19 protein-coding genes are annotated in these 17504 nt (G+C 72.7%); 9 read left to right on the plus strand and 10 right to left on the minus strand.

Annotated features, from left to right (window positions below):
• Positions 1 to 34 precede the first annotated feature (34 nt).
• Entirely contained in the window at positions 35 to 364 is a 330-nt protein-coding gene (locus DEJ34_RS06010; protein WP_110826087.1) for a hypothetical protein, read from the minus strand.
• Between DEJ34_RS06010 and DEJ34_RS06015 the strand changes: the two genes are divergently transcribed.
• Positions 316 to 951 carry a DUF6264 family protein gene (locus DEJ34_RS06015; protein WP_502864375.1) on the plus strand — a complete coding sequence of 212 codons (636 nt, stop codon included), beginning with the start codon at positions 316 to 318 and terminating at the stop codon, positions 949 to 951. The genes DEJ34_RS06010 and DEJ34_RS06015 overlap by 49 nt on opposite strands.
• Positions 952 to 1047: 96 nt before the next feature.
• Entirely contained in the window at positions 1048 to 1488 is a 441-nt protein-coding gene (locus DEJ34_RS06020) for a hypothetical protein (protein ID WP_110911803.1), read from the plus strand.
• Position 1489: 1 nt separating this feature from the next.
• On the opposite strand, the gene DEJ34_RS06025 is transcribed toward DEJ34_RS06020, so the two are convergent.
• A complete protein-coding gene (locus DEJ34_RS06025; protein ID WP_110826084.1) occupies positions 1490 to 2110 on the minus strand; it encodes a hypothetical protein in 621 nt (206 codons plus the stop codon).
• Positions 2111 to 2250: 140 nt separating this feature from the next.
• Between DEJ34_RS06025 and DEJ34_RS06030 the strand changes: the two genes are divergently transcribed.
• Positions 2251 to 3219 carry an ADP-ribosylglycohydrolase family protein gene (locus DEJ34_RS06030; RefSeq protein ID WP_110911804.1) on the plus strand — a complete coding sequence of 323 codons (969 nt, stop codon included), beginning with the start codon at positions 2251 to 2253 and terminating at the stop codon, positions 3217 to 3219.
• 70 nt (positions 3220 to 3289) lie between these two features.
• Here DEJ34_RS06030 and DEJ34_RS06035 read toward each other — a convergent pair whose 3' ends face one another.
• Positions 3290 to 4744, minus strand: coding sequence for an APC family permease (locus DEJ34_RS06035; RefSeq protein ID WP_110826082.1), 1455 nt, complete (start codon positions 4742 to 4744; stop codon positions 3290 to 3292).
• Between the two features lie 96 nt (positions 4745 to 4840).
• On the opposite strand from DEJ34_RS06035, the gene DEJ34_RS06040 reads away from it, so the two are divergent.
• Entirely contained in the window at positions 4841 to 5272 is a 432-nt protein-coding gene (locus DEJ34_RS06040; protein ID WP_110901743.1) for a DUF6892 domain-containing protein, read from the plus strand.
• Positions 5273 to 5276: 4 nt separating this feature from the next.
• Here DEJ34_RS06040 and DEJ34_RS06045 read toward each other — a convergent pair whose 3' ends face one another.
• Genes DEJ34_RS06045 through DEJ34_RS06055 form a run of 3 tightly spaced genes read right to left on the minus strand, consistent with a single transcriptional unit; the run spans position 5277 to position 8022 of the window.
• Entirely contained in the window at positions 5277 to 5972 is a 696-nt protein-coding gene (locus DEJ34_RS06045) for a uracil-DNA glycosylase (protein WP_181422278.1), read from the minus strand.
• A 7-nt stretch (positions 5973 to 5979) separates the two neighbouring features.
• The gene (locus DEJ34_RS06050; RefSeq protein ID WP_110826080.1) at positions 5980 to 7179 is read right to left on the minus strand and encodes a glycosyltransferase; all 1200 of its coding nucleotides are present in this window, start codon (positions 7177 to 7179) and stop codon (positions 5980 to 5982) included.
• Between the two features lie 9 nt (positions 7180 to 7188).
• Positions 7189 to 8022 carry a DUF429 domain-containing protein gene (locus DEJ34_RS06055; protein ID WP_181422279.1) on the minus strand — a complete coding sequence of 278 codons (834 nt, stop codon included), beginning with the start codon at positions 8020 to 8022 and terminating at the stop codon, positions 7189 to 7191.
• Between the two features lie 67 nt (positions 8023 to 8089).
• On the opposite strand from DEJ34_RS06055, the gene ligD reads away from it, so the two are divergent.
• On the plus strand, positions 8090 to 9109 hold the full coding sequence (ligD, locus tag DEJ34_RS06060; protein WP_110826079.1) for a non-homologous end-joining DNA ligase: 1020 nt from the start codon (positions 8090 to 8092) through the stop codon (positions 9107 to 9109).
• Between the two features lie 51 nt (positions 9110 to 9160).
• Here ligD and DEJ34_RS06065 read toward each other — a convergent pair whose 3' ends face one another.
• The 3 genes from DEJ34_RS06065 to DEJ34_RS06075 form a co-directional block, all read right to left on the minus strand.
• On the minus strand, positions 9161 to 9310 hold the full coding sequence (locus tag DEJ34_RS06065) for a hypothetical protein (RefSeq protein WP_181419600.1): 150 nt from the start codon (positions 9308 to 9310) through the stop codon (positions 9161 to 9163).
• Positions 9307 to 9468 carry a hypothetical protein gene (locus DEJ34_RS06070; protein WP_181419599.1) on the minus strand — a complete coding sequence of 54 codons (162 nt, stop codon included), beginning with the start codon at positions 9466 to 9468 and terminating at the stop codon, positions 9307 to 9309. The genes DEJ34_RS06065 and DEJ34_RS06070 overlap by 4 nt, the downstream gene beginning before the upstream one ends.
• 145 nt (positions 9469 to 9613) lie before the next feature.
• Entirely contained in the window at positions 9614 to 10660 is a 1047-nt protein-coding gene (locus DEJ34_RS06075) for an ATP-dependent DNA ligase (RefSeq protein WP_110901740.1), read from the minus strand.
• An 86-nt stretch (positions 10661 to 10746) separates the two neighbouring features.
• Between DEJ34_RS06075 and DEJ34_RS06080 the strand changes: the two genes are divergently transcribed.
• On the plus strand, positions 10747 to 11766 hold the full coding sequence (locus tag DEJ34_RS06080; protein WP_110911805.1) for an MBL fold metallo-hydrolase: 1020 nt from the start codon (positions 10747 to 10749) through the stop codon (positions 11764 to 11766).
• A gap of 363 nt (positions 11767 to 12129) precedes the next feature.
• On the opposite strand, the gene DEJ34_RS06085 is transcribed toward DEJ34_RS06080, so the two are convergent.
• Complete coding sequence (locus tag DEJ34_RS06085; protein ID WP_110911806.1) at positions 12130 to 13032, minus strand: LysR substrate-binding domain-containing protein; 903 nt, start codon at positions 13030 to 13032, stop codon at positions 12130 to 12132.
• 82 nt (positions 13033 to 13114) lie between these two features.
• Between DEJ34_RS06085 and DEJ34_RS06090 the strand changes: the two genes are divergently transcribed.
• The 3 genes from DEJ34_RS06090 to DEJ34_RS06095 all read left to right on the plus strand — a co-directional run bounded on the left by DEJ34_RS06090 (position 13115) and on the right by DEJ34_RS06095 (position 17497).
• Positions 13115 to 16597 (plus strand): proline dehydrogenase family protein, encoded by a 3483-nt coding sequence (locus tag DEJ34_RS06090; RefSeq protein WP_110911807.1) that lies wholly within the window; start codon positions 13115 to 13117, stop codon positions 16595 to 16597.
• 149 nt (positions 16598 to 16746) lie between these two features.
• Positions 16747 to 16902, plus strand: coding sequence for a DUF8730 family Cys-rich protein (locus DEJ34_RS15740; RefSeq protein WP_502864357.1), 156 nt, complete (start codon positions 16747 to 16749; stop codon positions 16900 to 16902).
• Between the two features lie 154 nt (positions 16903 to 17056).
• Entirely contained in the window at positions 17057 to 17497 is a 441-nt protein-coding gene (locus DEJ34_RS06095; RefSeq protein WP_110901736.1) for a VOC family protein, read from the plus strand.
• Positions 17498 to 17504 lie beyond the last annotated feature (7 nt).

Consider the following 17504-nt stretch of genomic DNA (forward strand, 5'->3'; position numbering starts at 1 on the left):
CGGGCGGCCCTCGCGACGCCGGCCGGGCCTCCCGTCAGCGCTGCGCGTACGGCCACCAGAACGGCGGCGGCAGCGCGCCGCCGGTGAGGATGACGAGTCCCTGGTAGGCGAGCATCCCCACGCCGAGCATCCCGAGGACGGCTGCGGCCCATGCCCACCGCCGAGCCGCGCGTCGGCGACGACCGATCCGGATCGCCCGCCACGCCGACAGCAGACCGAGTCCGCCGAACAGGAACCCGATCGCGAGGTGCCGTCCCACGTCCTCCGCCGGCAGGATCAGCCCCTGCAGGAAGGCGAACCCGGAGAGCAGCACGGCTGCGGTGGCGGGAGCGGCAGGGGGTTCGTGGTCGCGCGCACGGGCCATGCCCCGACCGTAGCGGCAACGGGCGTCCCGTCGACGAGGCACGATGGACCCATGCGTTCCTCCGCCCGCGTGCTCCTGCGCCCCGTCCTCGTGCTCGCGGCCGCCCTGCGGTCGGTCCGCACGCGCCGCCGCCGATGACGTCGGGACACCCGGACGGCGGGGTCCGGCACGACGGCGCAGCCCAGGACGGCGCGGTCCTGGACGGCGCGGTCCAGGACGGCCGGGAGGCCCGGTCCGGTGGCCGCCGCGGTCGTCGCGTCGCGGACGTGGTCGCCTCCGTCGTCCTGCTGGTGGTCGGGGCGCTCGCCGCGCTGACCGCCGGGTGGGGGATCATGCTGCTCGCGATCGGGTTCGGTTCGTGCGACGCACCGGGCAACCGCTGCGACGAGGGGCTCGGCGGGACGGTCGTGACGCTCGGGCCGGTGCTCGTCGCGCTGGTGTTCCTGGTGGCGGCCGTCGTCTGCGTGCTCCGGCTCGTCCGACGCCGGACGGCGTGGCCGGTCGCGCTGCTCGGCCTCGGGCTGGTCGTGGTGGTGTTCCTCGTGGCCCGGCTCGTCGTGGGCGGCACGGTGACGATCGGCATCTGAACGGGCTCTCCTGCACAGGGCCGCCGGACGTCGTGGTCGTCCACAGATGGGCCATCGGAGGGGTCCGTCGGCGGGTCGGACGGCGACGCTGAGGGCATGCCAGACACCGACGTGCTCGACCGACTCGAGCGAACCGCAGTCCGAACCGACGCCGACGTGGTCGACCTCGTCGTCGCCCTCCTCGACGCGCCCGTCCGGCGACAGTGCTGGGTGCTGTTCCTGGGGGAACGGGGCCTCCCCGTGCACCTGGTGATGCCGGTCGCCGACCTGCCCTACGAACCCGACGACCGGGTGCCGGACTTCGGCGTACTCGTCGAGGACGTGGTCGCGCAGGTCGGCGCCGCACAGGTGGTCCTCGCGTGGGAACGACCGGGGGCGAGCGGGCTGTTCCCCGTCGACTGGGCGTGGGTCGACGCGATGGCCTGCACCCTCGACGAGCACGGCGTCCGGCTGCGCGGGCAGGTCGTCGTGCACGATGACGGGGCGTCGATGATCGAGCTCGACGACGACGACGAACCCGTCGACTCGGCCGCCTGACCTAGCCCTGGGGTGCGACGTCCGGCACGGTCTCGCCGGTCAGACCCTCGACCACGCGCTTCGCGGTCGGCCAGTACTTGGCGTAGTGGTCGGGGTCGGCGTTCACCTGCACCGCGTGCGCCATCTGCGTCGGCGTCATGGTCTTCCACCCGGGCACCTTGACGAGCTTCGCGTAGAACATCGACGCCGCCGTGTACGGGTCCATCCGCTGCTCGTACGTGCCCCACGCGCCGTTGTCGCGCTGCTGGAACAGTCCGCGGCTGTCCGGTCCGGCGGCGTCGCCGTGGTCGATGTTCACGAGCCCGGACTCGCCGATCGCGGTCATCACGCCGACGGCCTGCGTGTGCGGTCCGATGCCGAGGGCGCGAGCGGCGCGGATGACCTCGGCGGCGTTCACCAGACGGTCCTGGCAGAACCCGCCGATCGGACCGGCCGGCACCACGACGCCGCCGACGGTCTTCGCCGGTGCTGCCGGGCAGGTGAGCGCCCGGGGCGTCGCCGAGGACGACGCCATCCCGGTCAGTGAGTTCACCGCGACGACGATCAGGACGATGACCCCGATGACGGCGGCGACGACACCGACGCCGAAGACCGACGCGAGTGCGATGCCGGCACGGCGCATGGGGTCGTTCCTCCGTCGGGGTGGGCGGGACGAGCGGCCGGGGAGCCGCTCACCACAGAGAGGCTAAGCGCTCCCGCTGGACGTGGGGCGTGCCGACATGCCCCCGGTTCGCGGCACTACCGTGGACAGCGGAGGGAACGATGGACACAGCGATGCAGGACCGGGCGCTCGGCGCCGTGCTGGCGAGTGCGTGCGGGGACGCGCTCGGAGCCCCGTACGAGTTCGGCCCGCCGCTGACCGCGGACCAGCCCGTCGAGATGCGCGGTGGTGGACCGTTCGGCTGGGAGCCGGGGGAGTGGACCGACGACACGAGCATGGCGATCCCCGTCCTCGAGGCGGTCGCCAACGGTGCGCGCTGGAACGAGGCGAGGACCCACGGACGCCTCCTCGCGGCCTGGTCGGACTGGGCGCAGGACGCTCCCGACGTCGGCGCCCAGACCCGTGCCGTCCTCGGCCGGATGACCGCGAACACCGAGGAGGCCGCGAAGGCCGCCGCCCGCGCCGTGCACGAGCAACGCGGACAGTCGGCGGGGAACGGTTCACTCATGCGGACGACGCCGCTCGTGCTCGGGTTCCTCGGCGACGGGGCCAAGCGCCCCCTCGCCGTCGCCGCCCGTCGGGTGAGCGACCTGACGCACCACGAGGAGGACGCCGGTGACTCCTGCGTGCTCTGGACGGTGGCGATCCGGCACGCTATCCGTCGTGGTCGCCTCGACGTCCGTCGCGGTGTGCCGCTGCTGCCGCGGGAGCGCCGGACCCTGTGGCTCGACCGGATCGCCGAGGCCGAGGCCTCCACGCCCGCGGACCACACCGAGCGCAACGGGTGGGTCGTCGCGTCGCTGCAGGCCGCGGTGGCGGCGATCACCTCCGGTGACGGCGTGGTCGACACCCTCGAACGTGCCGTCCGCGGTGGCGGGGACACCGACACCGTCGCGGCGATCACCGGCGGACTGGCCGGGGCGCTCACCGGGGCGTCGGCGCTGCCCGAGCAGTGGACGGTCCTCGTGCACGGGTGGCCGGGCAAGCGCCTCGACTGGGTCCGGTCCCTCGCCGTCCGCGCGGTCGGCCGGACCCCCGGGCCGCTCGGCCTCCCCGCCCGCCGGAGCTGACCGCGGTACCGTGCGTCGCCGCTCGACGGGCCGCGCTGGCCGTCGGGCGGGGACGTGCCTCGCCGCTCGGTCAGTGGTGGTCGTCGCGGGGGTCGCGCTGCACCGCGGTCGGCTCGGTCACGAGCCCCGTCGGCGCCTTGTCCGCGACCTTCCGCCCGTGGGTGAACCACGTCACGAGCCAGAGCACGACGCCGAGCGCGAGCAGTGCGCCGGCGATCTGGTACTGCTCCGCAGCACGACCGGACGAGAACGGCAGCACGAGCCACAGGCAGGCCACGACACCGATCACCGGGAGGACGACCCCCGCCCGGAAGTGCTTGTGTCCGACCCGGTCCCGCCGCAGCACGAGCACCGAGGTGTTCACGACCGCGAAGACGGCGAGCAGCAGCAGCGAGGTCGTCCCGCCCAGGATCACGACGATCGGCGACTCCGGGTCGAGCGAGACCCATCCGATGAGCAGCAGCGAGATGACGGTCGTGAAGACGATCGCGGTCGACGGGGTCCGGCGGGTGGGGGAGACCCGACCGAGGAAGCGCGGGAGCACGCCCTGCTTGCTCATGCCGTAGAGCAGCCGGGACGCCATCATCATGTTGATGAGCGCGGTGTTCGCGACGGCGAACATCGAGATGAACGGCAGGATCGACCCGATCGGGAAGTCCGGGGCCGCGGTCTGCACGACGGTCACCAGCGGCGTCTCGTTGCCGGCCAGCTCGCCGATCGGCACGACGGCCACGGCGCAGATCGACACGAGGACGTAGATGACGGCCGTGATGCCGAGCCCGGTCAGCATCACGCGGGGGAAGATCCGCGACGGGTCCTTCGTCTCCTCGGCCATGTTCACCGAGTCCTCGAACCCGACCATCGCGAAGAACGCCAGCGAGGTCGCCGTCGAGACGCTGAGCAGCAGGCTCTTGTCCTCCGGCGTCTCGAACATCACGACCCGCGAGAAGTCCGCGTTGCCGCCGGCGATGGCGTAGAAGCCCACGAGGATGACGAGCACGAGGCCCGAGAGCTCGACGAGCGTGAGCACGACGTTCGTCTTCACGGACTCGCTGACACCGCGGAAGTTCACCGCCATGACGGCGAGCATGAAGGCCATCGCGATGAGCATCACCACGACGTTCGGCAGCTCGAGCCCGAACCCGACGCCGAGGTTCGCCGCGAAGGCCCGGGACGCCGTCGACGCCGACGTGATCCCGGAGCACATCACGATGAAGGTGACGATGAACGTCACGAAGTGGATGCCGAACGCCTTGTGCACGTACAGCGCGGCACCGGCGGTCTGCGGGTACTTCGTGACGAGTTCCAGGTACGAGAACACCGTGAGCAACGCCACCGAGAAGGCGATGAGGAACGGGAGCCACGCGGCCCCGCCGACCTCTGCGGCCACCTGCCCGGTGAGCGCGTACACGCCGGTGCCGAGGATGTCGCCGACGATGAACAGCAGGAGGAGTTTCGGACCGATGACGCGGCGGAGCTCGGTCTGATGCCCCGCGTCGTGTTCGGCCTTCGTGGTGGTCGCCATGCCCCACCCTGTTCCTGCTGACCGCTTCCTGTCCAGTCCCACAGGGAAATCGGCCGAGTCGGGCACGTGCAGCCGGCCCTCGGTACGCTCCCCTGCATGGACGAGGAGTCGACGACCACCGAGGAACCCATCGAGTTCGCGGACTTCAACGCGAAGCTGCTCGTGCTCGACGTGCTCTGCTACGACCTGGACGTCATCGAGCCCTACGACGGGGACGACGACGAGGAGACGGTCGTCGACGAGGACGACGTTCCGGGACAGGACGACCGGGCGCGTGCGTACTACGACGACCTCGACCTGCTGCCGTCGCAGCTCGACCTGGTCACCGAGCTGACGGTCGACTCGGACCTCGAGGTCCTGCAGGACGTGCACCCCGGGTGGGACGGCTCCGACGACCGTTACGACCCGCAGAATTGGGACGACGTCATCGACCTGCCGGCCCTGCGCATCGTGTACGCCGCCGCTCCGCTGCCGGCGCACGTGTCCGAGGCGCTCGCCGCCAAGGGTGTGGACGTGCGCTCGGCGTAGTCCCTCAGCGGAGCTCGGCGAGCTGCGCGGTGAACTCTGCCGCGCCGCCCTGGGCGGGGTGCCGCACCGCGATCGCGTCGATGCCCGCGGCGGCCAGCGCACCCTGGGCCTTCCGCCCGACGGCCACGAAGCGCCGCGCTCCGACGGCCTCGGCCAGGGCCAACGCGACCGGAGCACCGTCCCGCACCTCGGCCGGACGCGGTGTGCGGTTCGTCAGTCGGTCCGGTGCGACGAACGGGTGGTGCGGGAACACCGCCCAGAGCACCGGCAGGGGGCCGTGCCACCCGCGCAGGGCTGCGTGCACCACACGGGACGACGCCTCCCACGGTGCGGTCGCGTCCTCGGGCACCGCGAACGGGACGTCGGCGAAGAGCCCGTCCGGGTCCTGCAGTTCGCGCATGCTCGTGAAGGGCACACCGGTGTTCGTCATGCCGCGCCACCCGGGCGCCTCGGCGACCAGGATCGTGTCGGCCGCCGGGCCGAACCGCCGGAGGTAGCGGTCGAGGTTCGCCCGACGCAGCGCGCCGGCCCCGCCTGCACCGGCACCAGCGCCGACGCGGTCGCCCCCGCCCACGGCAGCCCCGCCCACGGCAGCCCCGGTGCCGCCGTCGAACAACCGCTCGGCGTCCGCCGCTGCCGGCACCGCGTCGAGCGCCGTCCAGAACGCGGCCAGGTCGATCGGTGCAGGCTCGGGCGTCACGTCGTCCTCAGCGCCCGAGCACCCGCAGGTACACGCGCTCCAGGCCGACCGCCGACCGGTCCCAGCTCAGCCGCTCGGCGTGCTCACGACCCGCGGAGGACAGTGCGGCGGCGTACTCCGGCTCGGTCAGCACCCGCTGGATCTCCGCGGCCCACACTGCCGGGTCGCGGGACTCGAGCACGACCCCGGTCTCGCCGTCGAGCACCGCTTCGCGCAGCCCCCCGGCAGCGGCCGCCACGACCGGGACACCGGACGCCGAACCCTCCAGCGCCACGAGCCCGTACGTCTCCGAGTGCGACGGGACGAGCACGGCCGCTGCCCCGCGGAACAGGAAGGCGAGGTCGGCGCGCGACTGCGGCCCGATGAAGGTGACCCGGTCGGCGATGCCCCGCGACTCGGCGAGCCGACGCAGTTCGGCCACGTGGTCGCCGGCCTCGCTGGACGCGTCCCCGGCGATGACGAGGGTGGGACGGGCCTCCCGGTCGATGCCGGCGATGGCCTCGATCGCCAGGTCCAGGCCCTTGAGCGGTTGCACGCGTGCAGCGGCGACCACGTACGGCGCGGTGGCCCGGCGGGCACCGACGCCGGCCGGACGGAAGACCGAACCGTCCACGCCCGGCGGGACGATCCACACGCGCGACGCATCACCGCCGAGCCGTGTGCGAACGGTCTCGGCCTCGGCCTCGCTCACGACGACGACCGCGTCGGACTCCCGGGCCAGGCGCTGCTCGCCGGCCATCCGGCCGGCGGACTCGGGGCGTTCGCCCTCGGACAGCGGCGTCTCCGCGTCGGCGGCGATCGAGTGGAAGGACTGGACGTGCGGGACGCCGCGGTCACGGGCGACGGGGAGCGCTGCGGCACCGGAGAACCAGTGGTGCGAATGGAGCACGTCGAACGGTCCGAGTGCGGCGAGCCCGTGTCGGAACGGTTCGATGAAGGCGTCGTGTTCGCCCTTCGGCACGGGCTGGGCGGGCCCGGCGGACAGGAACCGGAGGCACACGCCGGGGACGAGTGCGACCGAGTCCGGCTGCGTCGGCGACGAGCGTCGCGTGATGATGTCCACCTGGTGCCCGCGGTCGGCCAGGGCCTCGGCCTGGTGCCGGACGACGACGTTCATGCCGCCGACCTCGCCGGAACCGGGTTCGTCGCCGGGCGAAGTGTGCAGCGAGACGAGCCCGATGCGCAGCGGTTCGGTCGTCGTGCTCACTGGACCAGCCTAGCGAGCGGGACGCTGCGCCTCCCGCGCCGGTGCGACGAGGGCCGGCAGCCGTCCGGCGGTGTCGCGCGGGTCGGACGGGGAGCCGTCATCGCCTCCGAGCACCTGCACCCGTCGGTCGCCGTGCCGATCCCAGAACGCTGCCGTCCAGGCGCAGAGGACGCCGTCCAGCAGGTCCTCCCGGTGCTTGTGCGTCGGTCCGTGCAGCACCGACGGCTCCGCCAGCGCCCGGGTGCGCGGGTCGCCGTCGAGGTCGAGCGGCGGGTCGAGCGGCCTCGTGCGGACGCGCCGGACCAGTTCGTCGAACGCCTCGGCGCGGCGCTGACGGGCGACCGCCGGCGGCACCGACGGGTCGAGCCGCTTGTACCGGGGGCGTTCGTCGTCGTAGCCGAACTCCTCGACGCCGACGAGGGTCGTGTACGGGTAGCACTCGAAGACCGCCGGGCCGCTGCGGGCGCGCATGCTCGCGGTGTCGCTGACGTAGGTGATGCCGAGCGCGGTGAGCCGGTCGAGCAGGCGGGCGCCCGCGCTCGCGGCCGAGGCGAGGCTCGTCGGGTTCGCGGCGACCCTCCACCGGCCGTAGCGCTGGCCGACCTGCCGTTCCACCTGGCGCATGCCCGTCGGGTTCGTGACGACGAGGGAGGCGTCCACGGCGACGAGCGTGCGGGGGCCGAGCCGCTCGGCGATCCAGGCGGTGACCGCGTCGACCCCGCGGGCCCAGCCGGCGTCGACAACCCGTCCCGCGTCGTCGATGGCGGCGAGGCCGGTCTCGTTCGGCGCCCGACGCTCGGTCCCGAGGCCCCACGCCAGGTCGACCCCGAGGTACGCGTTCACGGTGCCATCCTGCCCGTGCGGACGCGCGGCACGCACTCCGCGGGTGCGGGGGAGTAGGTTCCGCACCATGGCGACACCGGCGACGACGCTGACCGTACCCGGACCCGAGGGCGACCGGGAGGTCCGGATCTCCAGCCCGGCACGCGTGCTCTGGCCGGACCTCGGCATCACGAAACTCGACCTGGCGCAGTACCTCGTCGACGTGGGGGAGCCCTTCGTCCGGGCGAACGGCGACCGACCGATCTCGCTGCAGCGCTTCCCCGACGGTGTCGACGGCGAGCAGTTCTTCTCGAAGAACCCGCCGAAGGGTGCGCCCGACTACGTCCGCGCGGTGACGGTCACCTACCCGAGCGCCCGGAGCCACCCGCAGCTGGTGGTCGACGAGCCGGCCGTCGCGGTCTGGGCGGCGCAGATGAACACGGTCGTGTTCCACCCGTGGGCATCCCGTGCCGAGGACAGCGACCACCCGGACCAGCTCCGGATCGACCTGGACCCGCAACCGGGCACGGACTTCTCCGACGCGGTGCCCGCGGCCCACGAGCTGCGGAAGGTCCTGGCCGACGTCGGGCTCGAAGCGTGGGTGAAGACGAGCGGCAACCGCGGCCTGCACGTCTTCGCGCCGATCGAGCCGGCGTACGAGTTCCTCGACGTGCGGCACGCCGTGATCGCGGCGGCCCGGGAACTCGAGCGGCGGATGCCCGAGCAGGTGACGACCGCGTGGTGGAAGGAGGAGCGCGGGCAACGCGTCTTCGTCGACTTCAACCAGGCGAACCGCGACCGGACGATGGCCGGCGCCTACAGCCCCCGCGCGCTCCCGCACGCTGCCGTGTCGACCCCGCTCGCGTGGGAGGAGCTGGACACCGCGGACCCGACCGTGTTCACGATCCGCACCGTCCCCGGTCGGCTCGCTGCCACCGGCGATCCGTGGGAGACGATGTCCGCCGCGCCGCGGAGCATCGATCCCCTACTGGAGTGGTGGGCTCGCGACCTGGAGCGTGGTGAGGGGGAGCTGCCGTTCCCGCCGGACTTCCCGAAGATGCCCGGCGAGCCGCCGCGCGTCCAGCCGTCCCGAGCGAAGAAGGGCTGACGGGACCTCCGAGGCGCCCCCCCTTGGGACGGTGCCCGCTCGGACGGGGCCTCAGACGAGCGAAGAGGCGTCCTCGGAGCGGAGTCCGTCGTCCTCGACGCGCGAGGTCTGCAGCGGCAGACCGACCGTGGCGGTGTGCAGGCGGGTGAGGCGCGACCACGTGCGGCGGTTGCCCTGCGTCACGCCGTCCAGGACGATCATGCGCCGAGTCCGATCGTGACGAAGGCGAGCGCGGCGGCGGTCACACCGGCGATGCCGCTGATGATCGCGCTGGTCTGGAGCGCACGCAGATGACGTGCTTCGCGGACCTCGCTGAAGGGGCTGCGCTGCGCCCGGCGAATGAGGATCTCGTTGCTCATGTCCACTCCGATCCGTGGTGTCGAGACGGTGTCCGACCACCGTTTCCCTGGTGCCTCAGATGTTTCCACAGTTTCACTAGTTCGGCTAACTACTGATCACTCTGGAGCGCGGATTGGACATCCGGTCTGTCAGACCAGGGTCGGATCAGGACAGGACGTCGCTGAGGTCGTACGCCGTCGGGACCTCGAGCTGGTCGAACCCGCACGAGCGCGCCTCGCGGTCCGGACGCCACCGCGCGAACTGCACGGTGTGCCGGAACCGGTCACCCTCCATCTGGTCGTACCGGACCTCCAGGACGCGCTCCGGTGCCAGCCGGACGAACGACGTGTCGCGACCGGACGAGAACCGTGAGCGCTCCCCGTCACCGGTGACGGGCCTCCCGTCCGCGTCCCGCTCGACGAGCGGTTCCAACTCGTCGACGAGTTCCCGGCGCCGCTTGTCCGTGAAGGCGGAGACCCCACCGACCATCCGCAGCTCGCCCTCGTCGTCGTAGAGCCCGAGCAGCAGCGACCCGACACCGGTCCCGCTCTTGTGGACCCGGTACCCGACGGCGACGACGTCCGCCTCGCGGTGGTGCTTCACCTTGAGCATCGTGCGCTTGTTCGGCTCGTACGGCTTCGACCGCGGCTTCGCCACGACCCCGTCGAGACCGGCACCCTCGAACGTCGTGAGCCACTCGCGGGCGACCTCGACGTCGAGCGTGGTGCGGGTGACGAAGAGCGGGGCTGCGAGGTCGGCCCCGAGTTCCTCGAGCGCGGCACGGCGCTCGTCGAACGGCCGGCCGGTCAGGTCCTCGCCGTCGAGGTGCAGCAGGTCGAAGGCGACGAACTGCGCCGGCGTCTCGACCGAGAGCTTCGCGATCCGCGAGGCCGCGGGGTGGATCCGCTGCGACAGGGCTTCCCAGTCGAGCCGCTCGTTGCCCGGCACCCCGGAGCGGACGACGACCTCACCATCGAGGACGACGGGGTGCTCCCGGCCGCCGAACCGGGCGCGGAACGCCTCGACGAGCTCCGGGAAGTACCGGGTCAGCGGCTTGGCGCCGCGGCTGCCGATCTCGACGTCGTCGCCGTCGATCGTCACGATGCCCCGGAAGCCGTCCCACTTCGGCTCGTACCGCAGGCCGCCCGCGATGCTGTCGGGGTCCGGCACGGTGGCGACGGCCTTGGCGAGCATGGGCGCGATGGTCTCCATGCGGCCTGTCTACCCGCCCGCTGCGGGACCGGCCCGGAGGCCCGGCACGGCCCGGTCCGCCGGCACCGCCTGGTTAGGGTGGTCGCGTGTCGATCCCGCCGCCCGTCAGCACCGCGCAGGCCGAGGCGCTCGCCGCCGGTGCCCTCCCGCCCGTCGAGGAGGTCCGGCCCGGCATCTGGACCATCGCCGTCCCCTTCCGGGGCGGTGTGCCCGACGCCACGCTCGCGTACGTCATCGAGGGGAGCGACGGGGCGCTCGCGGTCATCGACCCGGGGTGGTCCGACGGCGGGTCCCTCGACGTGCTGTCCGACGGGTTCCGGGCCGTCGGCCGCCGGCTCGAGGACGTCACCCTCGTCGCCGTCACCCACCTGCACGCCGACCACCTCGGTGCCGCGGCCGCACTGCGGCGACGCTCCGGTGCCCCGGTCGCGATGCACGCCGCGGAGGTGCGCGCGCTCGAGCACGAGCGGGCCGACGCGGAGCAGAACGACCGCGACGTGCGGACCTGGGGCGTGCCCGCCGCGCTGCTCGACGGGGTCCTGGCCGCGTGGGGGACCGGCCGCCGGATCGGGCAGGGGACGGCGGAGGCGCCGTTCGCCGACCTGCTGCTCGCGGACGGGGACGTGTTGCCGATCCCGGGGCGGACGATCAGCACACTGTGGACGCCGGGACACACGGGCGGTCACGTCTGCTTCGTCGACGAGCCGGACGGACTCCTGTTCACCGGGGACCACGTCCTGCCGCGGATCAACCCCGGCGTCGGACTCGGCGGCCGGACCGGGACGAACCCGCTGCGTGACGCGCTCGGCTCGCTGGCGAGGCTCGACGGGTACGGCCACCTCGAGGTCTGCCCCGGGCACGAGTACCGGTTCCGCGACGTCGTGTCCCGAGCCCGTGTCCTCATCGACCACCGGGACGAGCGGACCCGGCACGTCGCGGACGCGCTCGATGCACTCGACCGGCCGACGCTCTTCGAGGTCGCGTCCCGCGTGCCGTTCAGCGGTGGGATCGAGTCGATGTCGGGCTTCCTGCTCGCGAGTGCCCTCAGCCAGACCGCGTTCCACGCCGACCTGCTCGGTCGCGCCGAGGAGATCCGCGGCGCCTGACGACCGGCGCATCGTCCCCGTCGGGCGGGGCGGGAACGGAACGGCCCCGCCGATCCGTGGAGGGATCGACGGGGCCGCGGGAGGACCCTCCCGTCCGGGTCAGCGACGGGCGCGACGGCGGACGGTACGCAGGCCCACCAGTGCCGCACCGGCGGCGAGCATGGCGAGCGCCCAGGGCAATCGTGCGGTTTCCCGCACCGGTTCCTCTGCGTCCGTACAGACGAGGGCGGGCCGCTGCAGGTGCGCGCTCGTCTCCGGAAGTCAGGCGCGACGACGGCGCAGACGGCCGTCAGGACCACGGCCCCGGCGGCGAGCAGCACGTATGCCCACGCGATCGGGCCCGACTCGTCGGCTCCGATGGTCTCAGGAACGGGAGGTCGCCGCAGCCCGTTCCAGGGCGTCCCGGAGTGCTGCCACGGCGGGGGACAGTGAACTCGCCGTCCGCTGCGCCGTGAAGATCGTCCGCTCGGCGTCCCCGGGCAGGTCGAGCAGCCGGCAGGTGGTCGACCGGCCGGCCCAGACCAGGTCCGGCATGAGCGCGACCGCGTTGCCGGACTCGATCAACCGGATCTGCGCCTGTAGGTCGGCGGTCTCGTACCGGACGTCGGGTTCGAAGCCCGAGCGCCGGCAGAGCTGCTCCGCGAAGTGCCGCGACGCCGTTCCTCGTGGCTCCATCACCCACGGCAGGTCGGCCGCGCCGGTGAGGGAGTCGACCGGCCACAGCGACGTGTCCACCGGCGGCAGCGCGAGCCGGACGGCGTCCGTCGTCAGCTCACGTCGGTCGAGGCCCGGGAAGCGCGGGGCCGCGTGCGCCGGGTACTGCTCGGCGATCACCATGTCGAAGTCCCGCGCCCACGTCTCGTTGAGTGCGGTCTCCGGCTCGCGCTGGACCATCTCGACGCGGACGCCCGGGTGTTCGGTGACCATGATGCGCAGCGCGTTCGGCATGAGGGCGAGCGCAGCAGACTGGAAGACCGCGACCCGGACGCGTCCCTGCACGCTGGTCAGCGTCGCCCCGACGGCGGACTGCGCCCGCTCGAGCGTGTCGAGCACGTCGCCCGCCGCGGCCACGAGCACCTCGGCCTGCGGCGTGAGCTGGAGGCGCCGCCCGGCCCTCCGGAGGAGCTGCACACCGGCCTCGCGCTCGAGGACCGCCAGCTGTTGCGAGACCGCCGACGGGGTGAAGTTCATCGCCTCGGCGACGGCGGCCACGGTGCCCCGGATCGACAGCTCCCGCAGGAGCACGAGGCGCCGGACGTCGAGCATGGGGAAACAGTAGTGCAGCTGAACGGAATGCATCAGGAAGAGTTGCTTCCGCTACCGGAAGCACGAGCCCCACACTGAACCCATGACCGACGTCCAGCCGCGCGACGACGCAGCGACCACGACCGACGATGTGACCACCACCGACTCCGCCGGACTCGCCGACGAGTCCGTCGCGCTCGTCCGACAGTGGCTCGCCGAGGCCGAGACGTACCCGGTCGACGGGTCCGCGAAGCAGCTCGCCGGCGTCCTCGCCGACCCCAAGGGCCTGGCCTTCGCCGTCGGGTTCGTCGACGGCGTCGTCCGCCCCGAGGACCTCGGTGTCGCCGCGCGCAAGCTCCGCGCGATCGCGCCGGACGCACCCGGGTTCCTGCCGGCCGCGCTCCGCGGCCTGGTGCGCCTCGGTGGCGGGATGGCACCGGGCCTCCCGGGCGTCGTCGTCCCCGTCGCCCGACGGGTCCTCCGGAACATGGTCGGGCACCTCATCGTCGACGCCACCGACGCGAAGCTCGGTCCGGCGATCGCGAAGATCAAGCAGGACGGCATCCGCCTCAACGTGAACCTGCTCGGCGAAGCCGTGCTCGGGGAGCGCGAGGCAGCGCGCCGCCTCGCCGGTACGCACGCGCTGCTGAGCCGTGGTGACGTCGACTACGTGTCGATCAAGGTCTCCTCGACCGTGCACCCGCACTCGCCGTGGGCGTTCGACCACGCCGTCGAGGACATCGTCGGGCAGCTCCGGCCGCTGTTCGAGCGTGCGGCGGCGTCGACGCCGAAGAAGTTCATCAACCTCGACATGGAGGAGTACAAGGACCTCGACCTGACGATCGCGGTCTTCACGAAGCTCCTCGACGAGCCGCAGTTCACCGACCTCGAGGCGGGGATCGTGCTGCAGGCGTACCTGCCCGACGCACTCGCCGCGATGGAGCACCTGCAGGAGTGGTCCGCCGCCCGCCGTGCCCGTGGAGGCGCCGACATCAAGGTGCGCCTGGTCAAGGGCGCGAACCTGCCGATGGAGCAGGTCGAGGCCTCGGTGCACGGCTGGCCGCTCGCGACCTGGCACACCAAGCAGGACTCAGACACCAACTACAAGCGCGTGCTCGACTGGGCGCTCACGCCCGAGCGCATCGCCAACGTGCGGGTCGGTGTCGCGGGGCACAACCTGTTCGACGTGGCACACGCCTGGCTCCTCGCCGGGGAGCGCGGTGTACGGAACGGCATCGAGTTCGAGATGCTCCTCGGCATGGCGCAGGGCCAGGCCGCCGCGGTGAAGAAGACCGTCGGCTCGCTGCTCCTCTACACGCCGGTCGTGCACCCGGGTGAGTTCGACGTCGCCATCGCCTACCTCATCCGTCGTCTCGAGGAGGGCGCGTCGCAGGACAACTTCATGTCCGCGGTGTTCTCCCTCGCCTCGTCCCCGACGCTCTTCGCCCGCGAGGAAGCCCGCTTCCGCGACTCCCTCGCCCCGCTCGCGCTGCCCGGCGGACTGGATGCCCCGGCGCCGCACCGCGTCGCCGACCGGTACGCGGCCGTCGACCGTCCCGTCCCCGGCCACTTCGAGAACACGCCGGACAGCGACCCGTCCGTCGGCGCCGTCCGCGAGTGGGGTGCCGCCATCACCGAGCGGATCGCCACCTCGACGCTCGGCGTCTCCGCCGTCCGGGAGGCCCGGATCACCTCCGCCACGACCCTCGAGTCCGCCCTGCAGCGCGTCCGCGCCGCGGGCACGACCTGGGGTTCGTGGTCGGGTGCCGCCCGCGGCGCGGTCCTGCACGCCGTCGGCGACGCCCTCGAGGCGAACCGCGCCGCCCTCATCGAGGTCATGGCGTCGGAGACCGGCAAGACGATCGACCAGGCCGACCCCGAGGTCTCCGAGGCGATCGACTTCGCGCACTTCTACGGCGAACTGGCCGCATCGCTCGACACCGTCGACGGTGCGTCGTTCACCCCGGCTGCGCTGACGCTCGTCACGCCGCCGTGGAACTTCCCCGTGGCGATCCCCGCCGGCTCGACCCTGGCCGCCCTCGCCGCCGGGTCCGCCGTCGTGCTGAAGCCCGCGCCGCCGGCCGCCCGCAGTGGTGCCGTCCTGGCGTCGGTCATCGAGACCGCCCTCGACGCGCACGGTGCACCGGCCGACGTCCTGGCGTTCCTCGACGTCGAGGAGTCCGAGCTCGGGAAGGACCTCATCGCGTCGCCGCTCGTCGACCGCGTGATCCTGACCGGCGCGTACGAGACCGCCGAGCTGTTCCGGTCCTTCCGCCCGGATCTGCCGCTGCTCGCCGAGACCTCCGGCAAGAACGCGGTCATCGTGACCCCGTCGGCGGACCTCGACCTGGCGGTGAAGGACGTCGTCGCCTCGGCCTTCGGCCACGCGGGGCAGAAGTGCTCGGCCGCGTCGCTGGTCGTCATGGTCGGCTCGGTCGCGAAGTCCAAGCGCTTCCGCAACCAGCTCCTCGACGCGGTGTCCTCGCTGACCGTCGGCTACCCGACCGACCCGACGACCCAGATGGGACCGATCATCGAACCGGCATCGGGCAAGCTGCTCGACGGCCTGACGACGCTCGGCGCGGGGGAGTCCTGGGCGATCGCACCGAAGCAGCTCGACGAGACCGGCAAGCTCTGGAGCCCCGGTGTCCGGCAGGGCGTCCGGCGCGGCTCGGAGTACCACCGCACGGAGTACTTCGGCCCGATCCTCGGCGTGATGGTGGCGGAGACCCTGGACGAGGCGATCGACATCGTCAACGAGGTCGACTACGGCCTGACCTCCGGCCTGCACTCGCTCGACCCGGGCGAGATCGGGACGTGGCTCCGTCGCATCCAGGCGGGCAACCTCTACGTGAACCGCAGCATCACGGGCGCGATCGTCCGCCGCCAGCCGTTCGGCGGGTGGAAGAAGTCCGCAGTCGGCGCGGGCACCAAGGCCGGCGGCGTGAACTACCTGGTCGGTCTCGGCTCCTGGGAGCCCGCCGTCGCCCGCGCTGGCTCGACGCCGTCGTCGGACGTGTCGGCCTTCGTCCGGGCGACCGGTGTGGCGTCCGAGTCGGTCGACCGTGCGATCGCGTCCGACGAGCTCGCGTGGACTGCGGAGTTCGGGACCGCGGCCGACGTGTCCGCACTCTCCGCCGAGCGCAACGTCTTCCGCTACCTGCCGTTCCCGGGGGTACACGTCCGCTTGGCTGCCGAGGGCACGACCGAGGACCTCGTGCGGGTCGTCGCCGCGGCGCTCCGTGCGGGTACCGCCGTCCAGGTCTCCACGGCCGTCGCGCTCCCGGAAGCGGTGGCCACCGCGCTCCGAGGCCTCTCGCTCGTCGAGTCCGTGCGGCAGACCGAGTCGGACGAGACGTTCGCCGCCCGGATCGCTGCCGGCCCGTCCACGCGCGTCCGACTCATCGCCGGGGACGCTGCCGCGCTCGCCGTCGGGACGGACGGGCGGCCGGACGTCGCCGTCTACGCGGAGCCCGTGACCGAGGCCGGGCGCATCGAGATGCTGCCGTTCCTCCGGGAGCAGGCGGTGTCCATCACGGCGCACCGCTTCGGGACGCCGAACCACCTGTCGGACGACCTCATCTGACGGCTGCTCGCCAGTACGACCCCTCCGGACGGACACGGCCCCTCGCTTCCACGCGGTGCCGTGTCCGTCCTGCAGTGTGGGATGATGCCCGGCCAGCCGGTGAGCGCTGTCCGGATCGGCCTTCGGCGGCCCCTCGGTACAACAGGTTCATGTGTGAATCGGTGCAGTGCCTGGTGTGTGGGAAGGCGACATGGACCGGGTGCGGTGAGCACGTCCGTGAGGTCTTCCGCGGCGTCCGTCGTCGTGACCGGTGCGCGGGCCACGGTGTGCCGCGCTCCTTCCCCGACGACGACGGGTTCCGCTGAGCCGCTGACCCGCTGCTGTACCGGCCCGTCGGCCCGACCTGTCCGCTCGCCGCATGGTCGGTGCTCGCGGTCAGGTGTCCGGCGTTGCCTCGGATCCATGTCGTACAGCGACGACGACCCGGCCACCCTGCCGGTGACACCCGAGGAGCCCCACATGACCGACCCGATCGCTCGACCCATCGCACTGGCGCACGTCCGCGTGACCGTGACCGACATCGCCCGCAGCAAGGCGTTCTACCAGCAGCTGTTCGGCGTCGAGCCCGCGATGGACTTCAGCGAGCACGCCGGTGAGCCCGGGATCACCGAGGACCGTGAGCGGCTCTACGGCGGCTGCATCTTCCCCGTCGGGGACCAGCTCTTCGGCCTCCGCCCCGTCGCTCCGAGCGGCCAGCGGTTCGACCCGGACACGGTCGGTCTCGACCACGTGAGCTTCATGGTCGGATCGGTCGACGAGCTGCACGAGGCGGCCGCGCGGCTCGACGCCGCCGGTGTCGAGCACGGCGAGGTGACCGACCTCGGTGACGCCGGCATGGTGATCCTGTCCGTGCAGGACCCGGACGACATCAACCTGGAACTGGCGGCCGTCCGCAGCTGACCACCCG

Origin of the sequence: Curtobacterium sp. MCPF17_050, from assembly GCF_003224435.2 — a bacterium.
Taxonomy (GTDB): Bacteria; Actinomycetota; Actinomycetes; order Actinomycetales; family Microbacteriaceae; genus Curtobacterium.

Bases quoted from the DNA above. Each gene is read 5' to 3' on its own strand.
- DEJ34_RS06095 (WP_110901736.1), top strand. From the start codon at position 17,057: ATGACCGACCCGATCGCTCGACCCATCGCACTGGCGCACGTCCGCGTG.
- DEJ34_RS06075 (WP_110901740.1), bottom strand. From the start codon at position 10,660: ATGGAGACCATCGCGCCCATGCTCGCCAAGGCCGTCGCCACCGTGCCG.
- DEJ34_RS06040 (WP_110901743.1), top strand. From the start codon at position 4,841: ATGGACGAGGAGTCGACGACCACCGAGGAACCCATCGAGTTCGCGGAC.
- DEJ34_RS06035 (WP_110826082.1), bottom strand. From the start codon at position 4,744: ATGGCGACCACCACGAAGGCCGAACACGACGCGGGGCATCAGACCGAG.
- DEJ34_RS06025 (WP_110826084.1), bottom strand. From the start codon at position 2,110: ATGCGCCGTGCCGGCATCGCACTCGCGTCGGTCTTCGGCGTCGGTGTC.
- DEJ34_RS06020 (WP_110911803.1), top strand. From the start codon at position 1,048: ATGCCAGACACCGACGTGCTCGACCGACTCGAGCGAACCGCAGTCCGA.
- ligD (WP_110826079.1), top strand. From the start codon at position 8,090: ATGGCGACACCGGCGACGACGCTGACCGTACCCGGACCCGAGGGCGAC.
- DEJ34_RS06065 (WP_181419600.1), bottom strand. From the start codon at position 9,310: ATGATCGTCCTGGACGGCGTGACGCAGGGCAACCGCCGCACGTGGTCG.
- DEJ34_RS06030 (WP_110911804.1), top strand. From the start codon at position 2,251: ATGGACACAGCGATGCAGGACCGGGCGCTCGGCGCCGTGCTGGCGAGT.
- DEJ34_RS06070 (WP_181419599.1), bottom strand. From the start codon at position 9,468: ATGAGCAACGAGATCCTCATTCGCCGGGCGCAGCGCAGCCCCTTCAGC.
- DEJ34_RS06010 (WP_110826087.1), bottom strand. From the start codon at position 364: ATGGCCCGTGCGCGCGACCACGAACCCCCTGCCGCTCCCGCCACCGCA.
- DEJ34_RS06085 (WP_110911806.1), bottom strand. From the start codon at position 13,032: ATGCTCGACGTCCGGCGCCTCGTGCTCCTGCGGGAGCTGTCGATCCGG.
- DEJ34_RS06090 (WP_110911807.1), top strand. From the start codon at position 13,115: ATGACCGACGTCCAGCCGCGCGACGACGCAGCGACCACGACCGACGAT.
- DEJ34_RS15740 (WP_502864357.1), top strand. From the start codon at position 16,747: ATGTGTGAATCGGTGCAGTGCCTGGTGTGTGGGAAGGCGACATGGACC.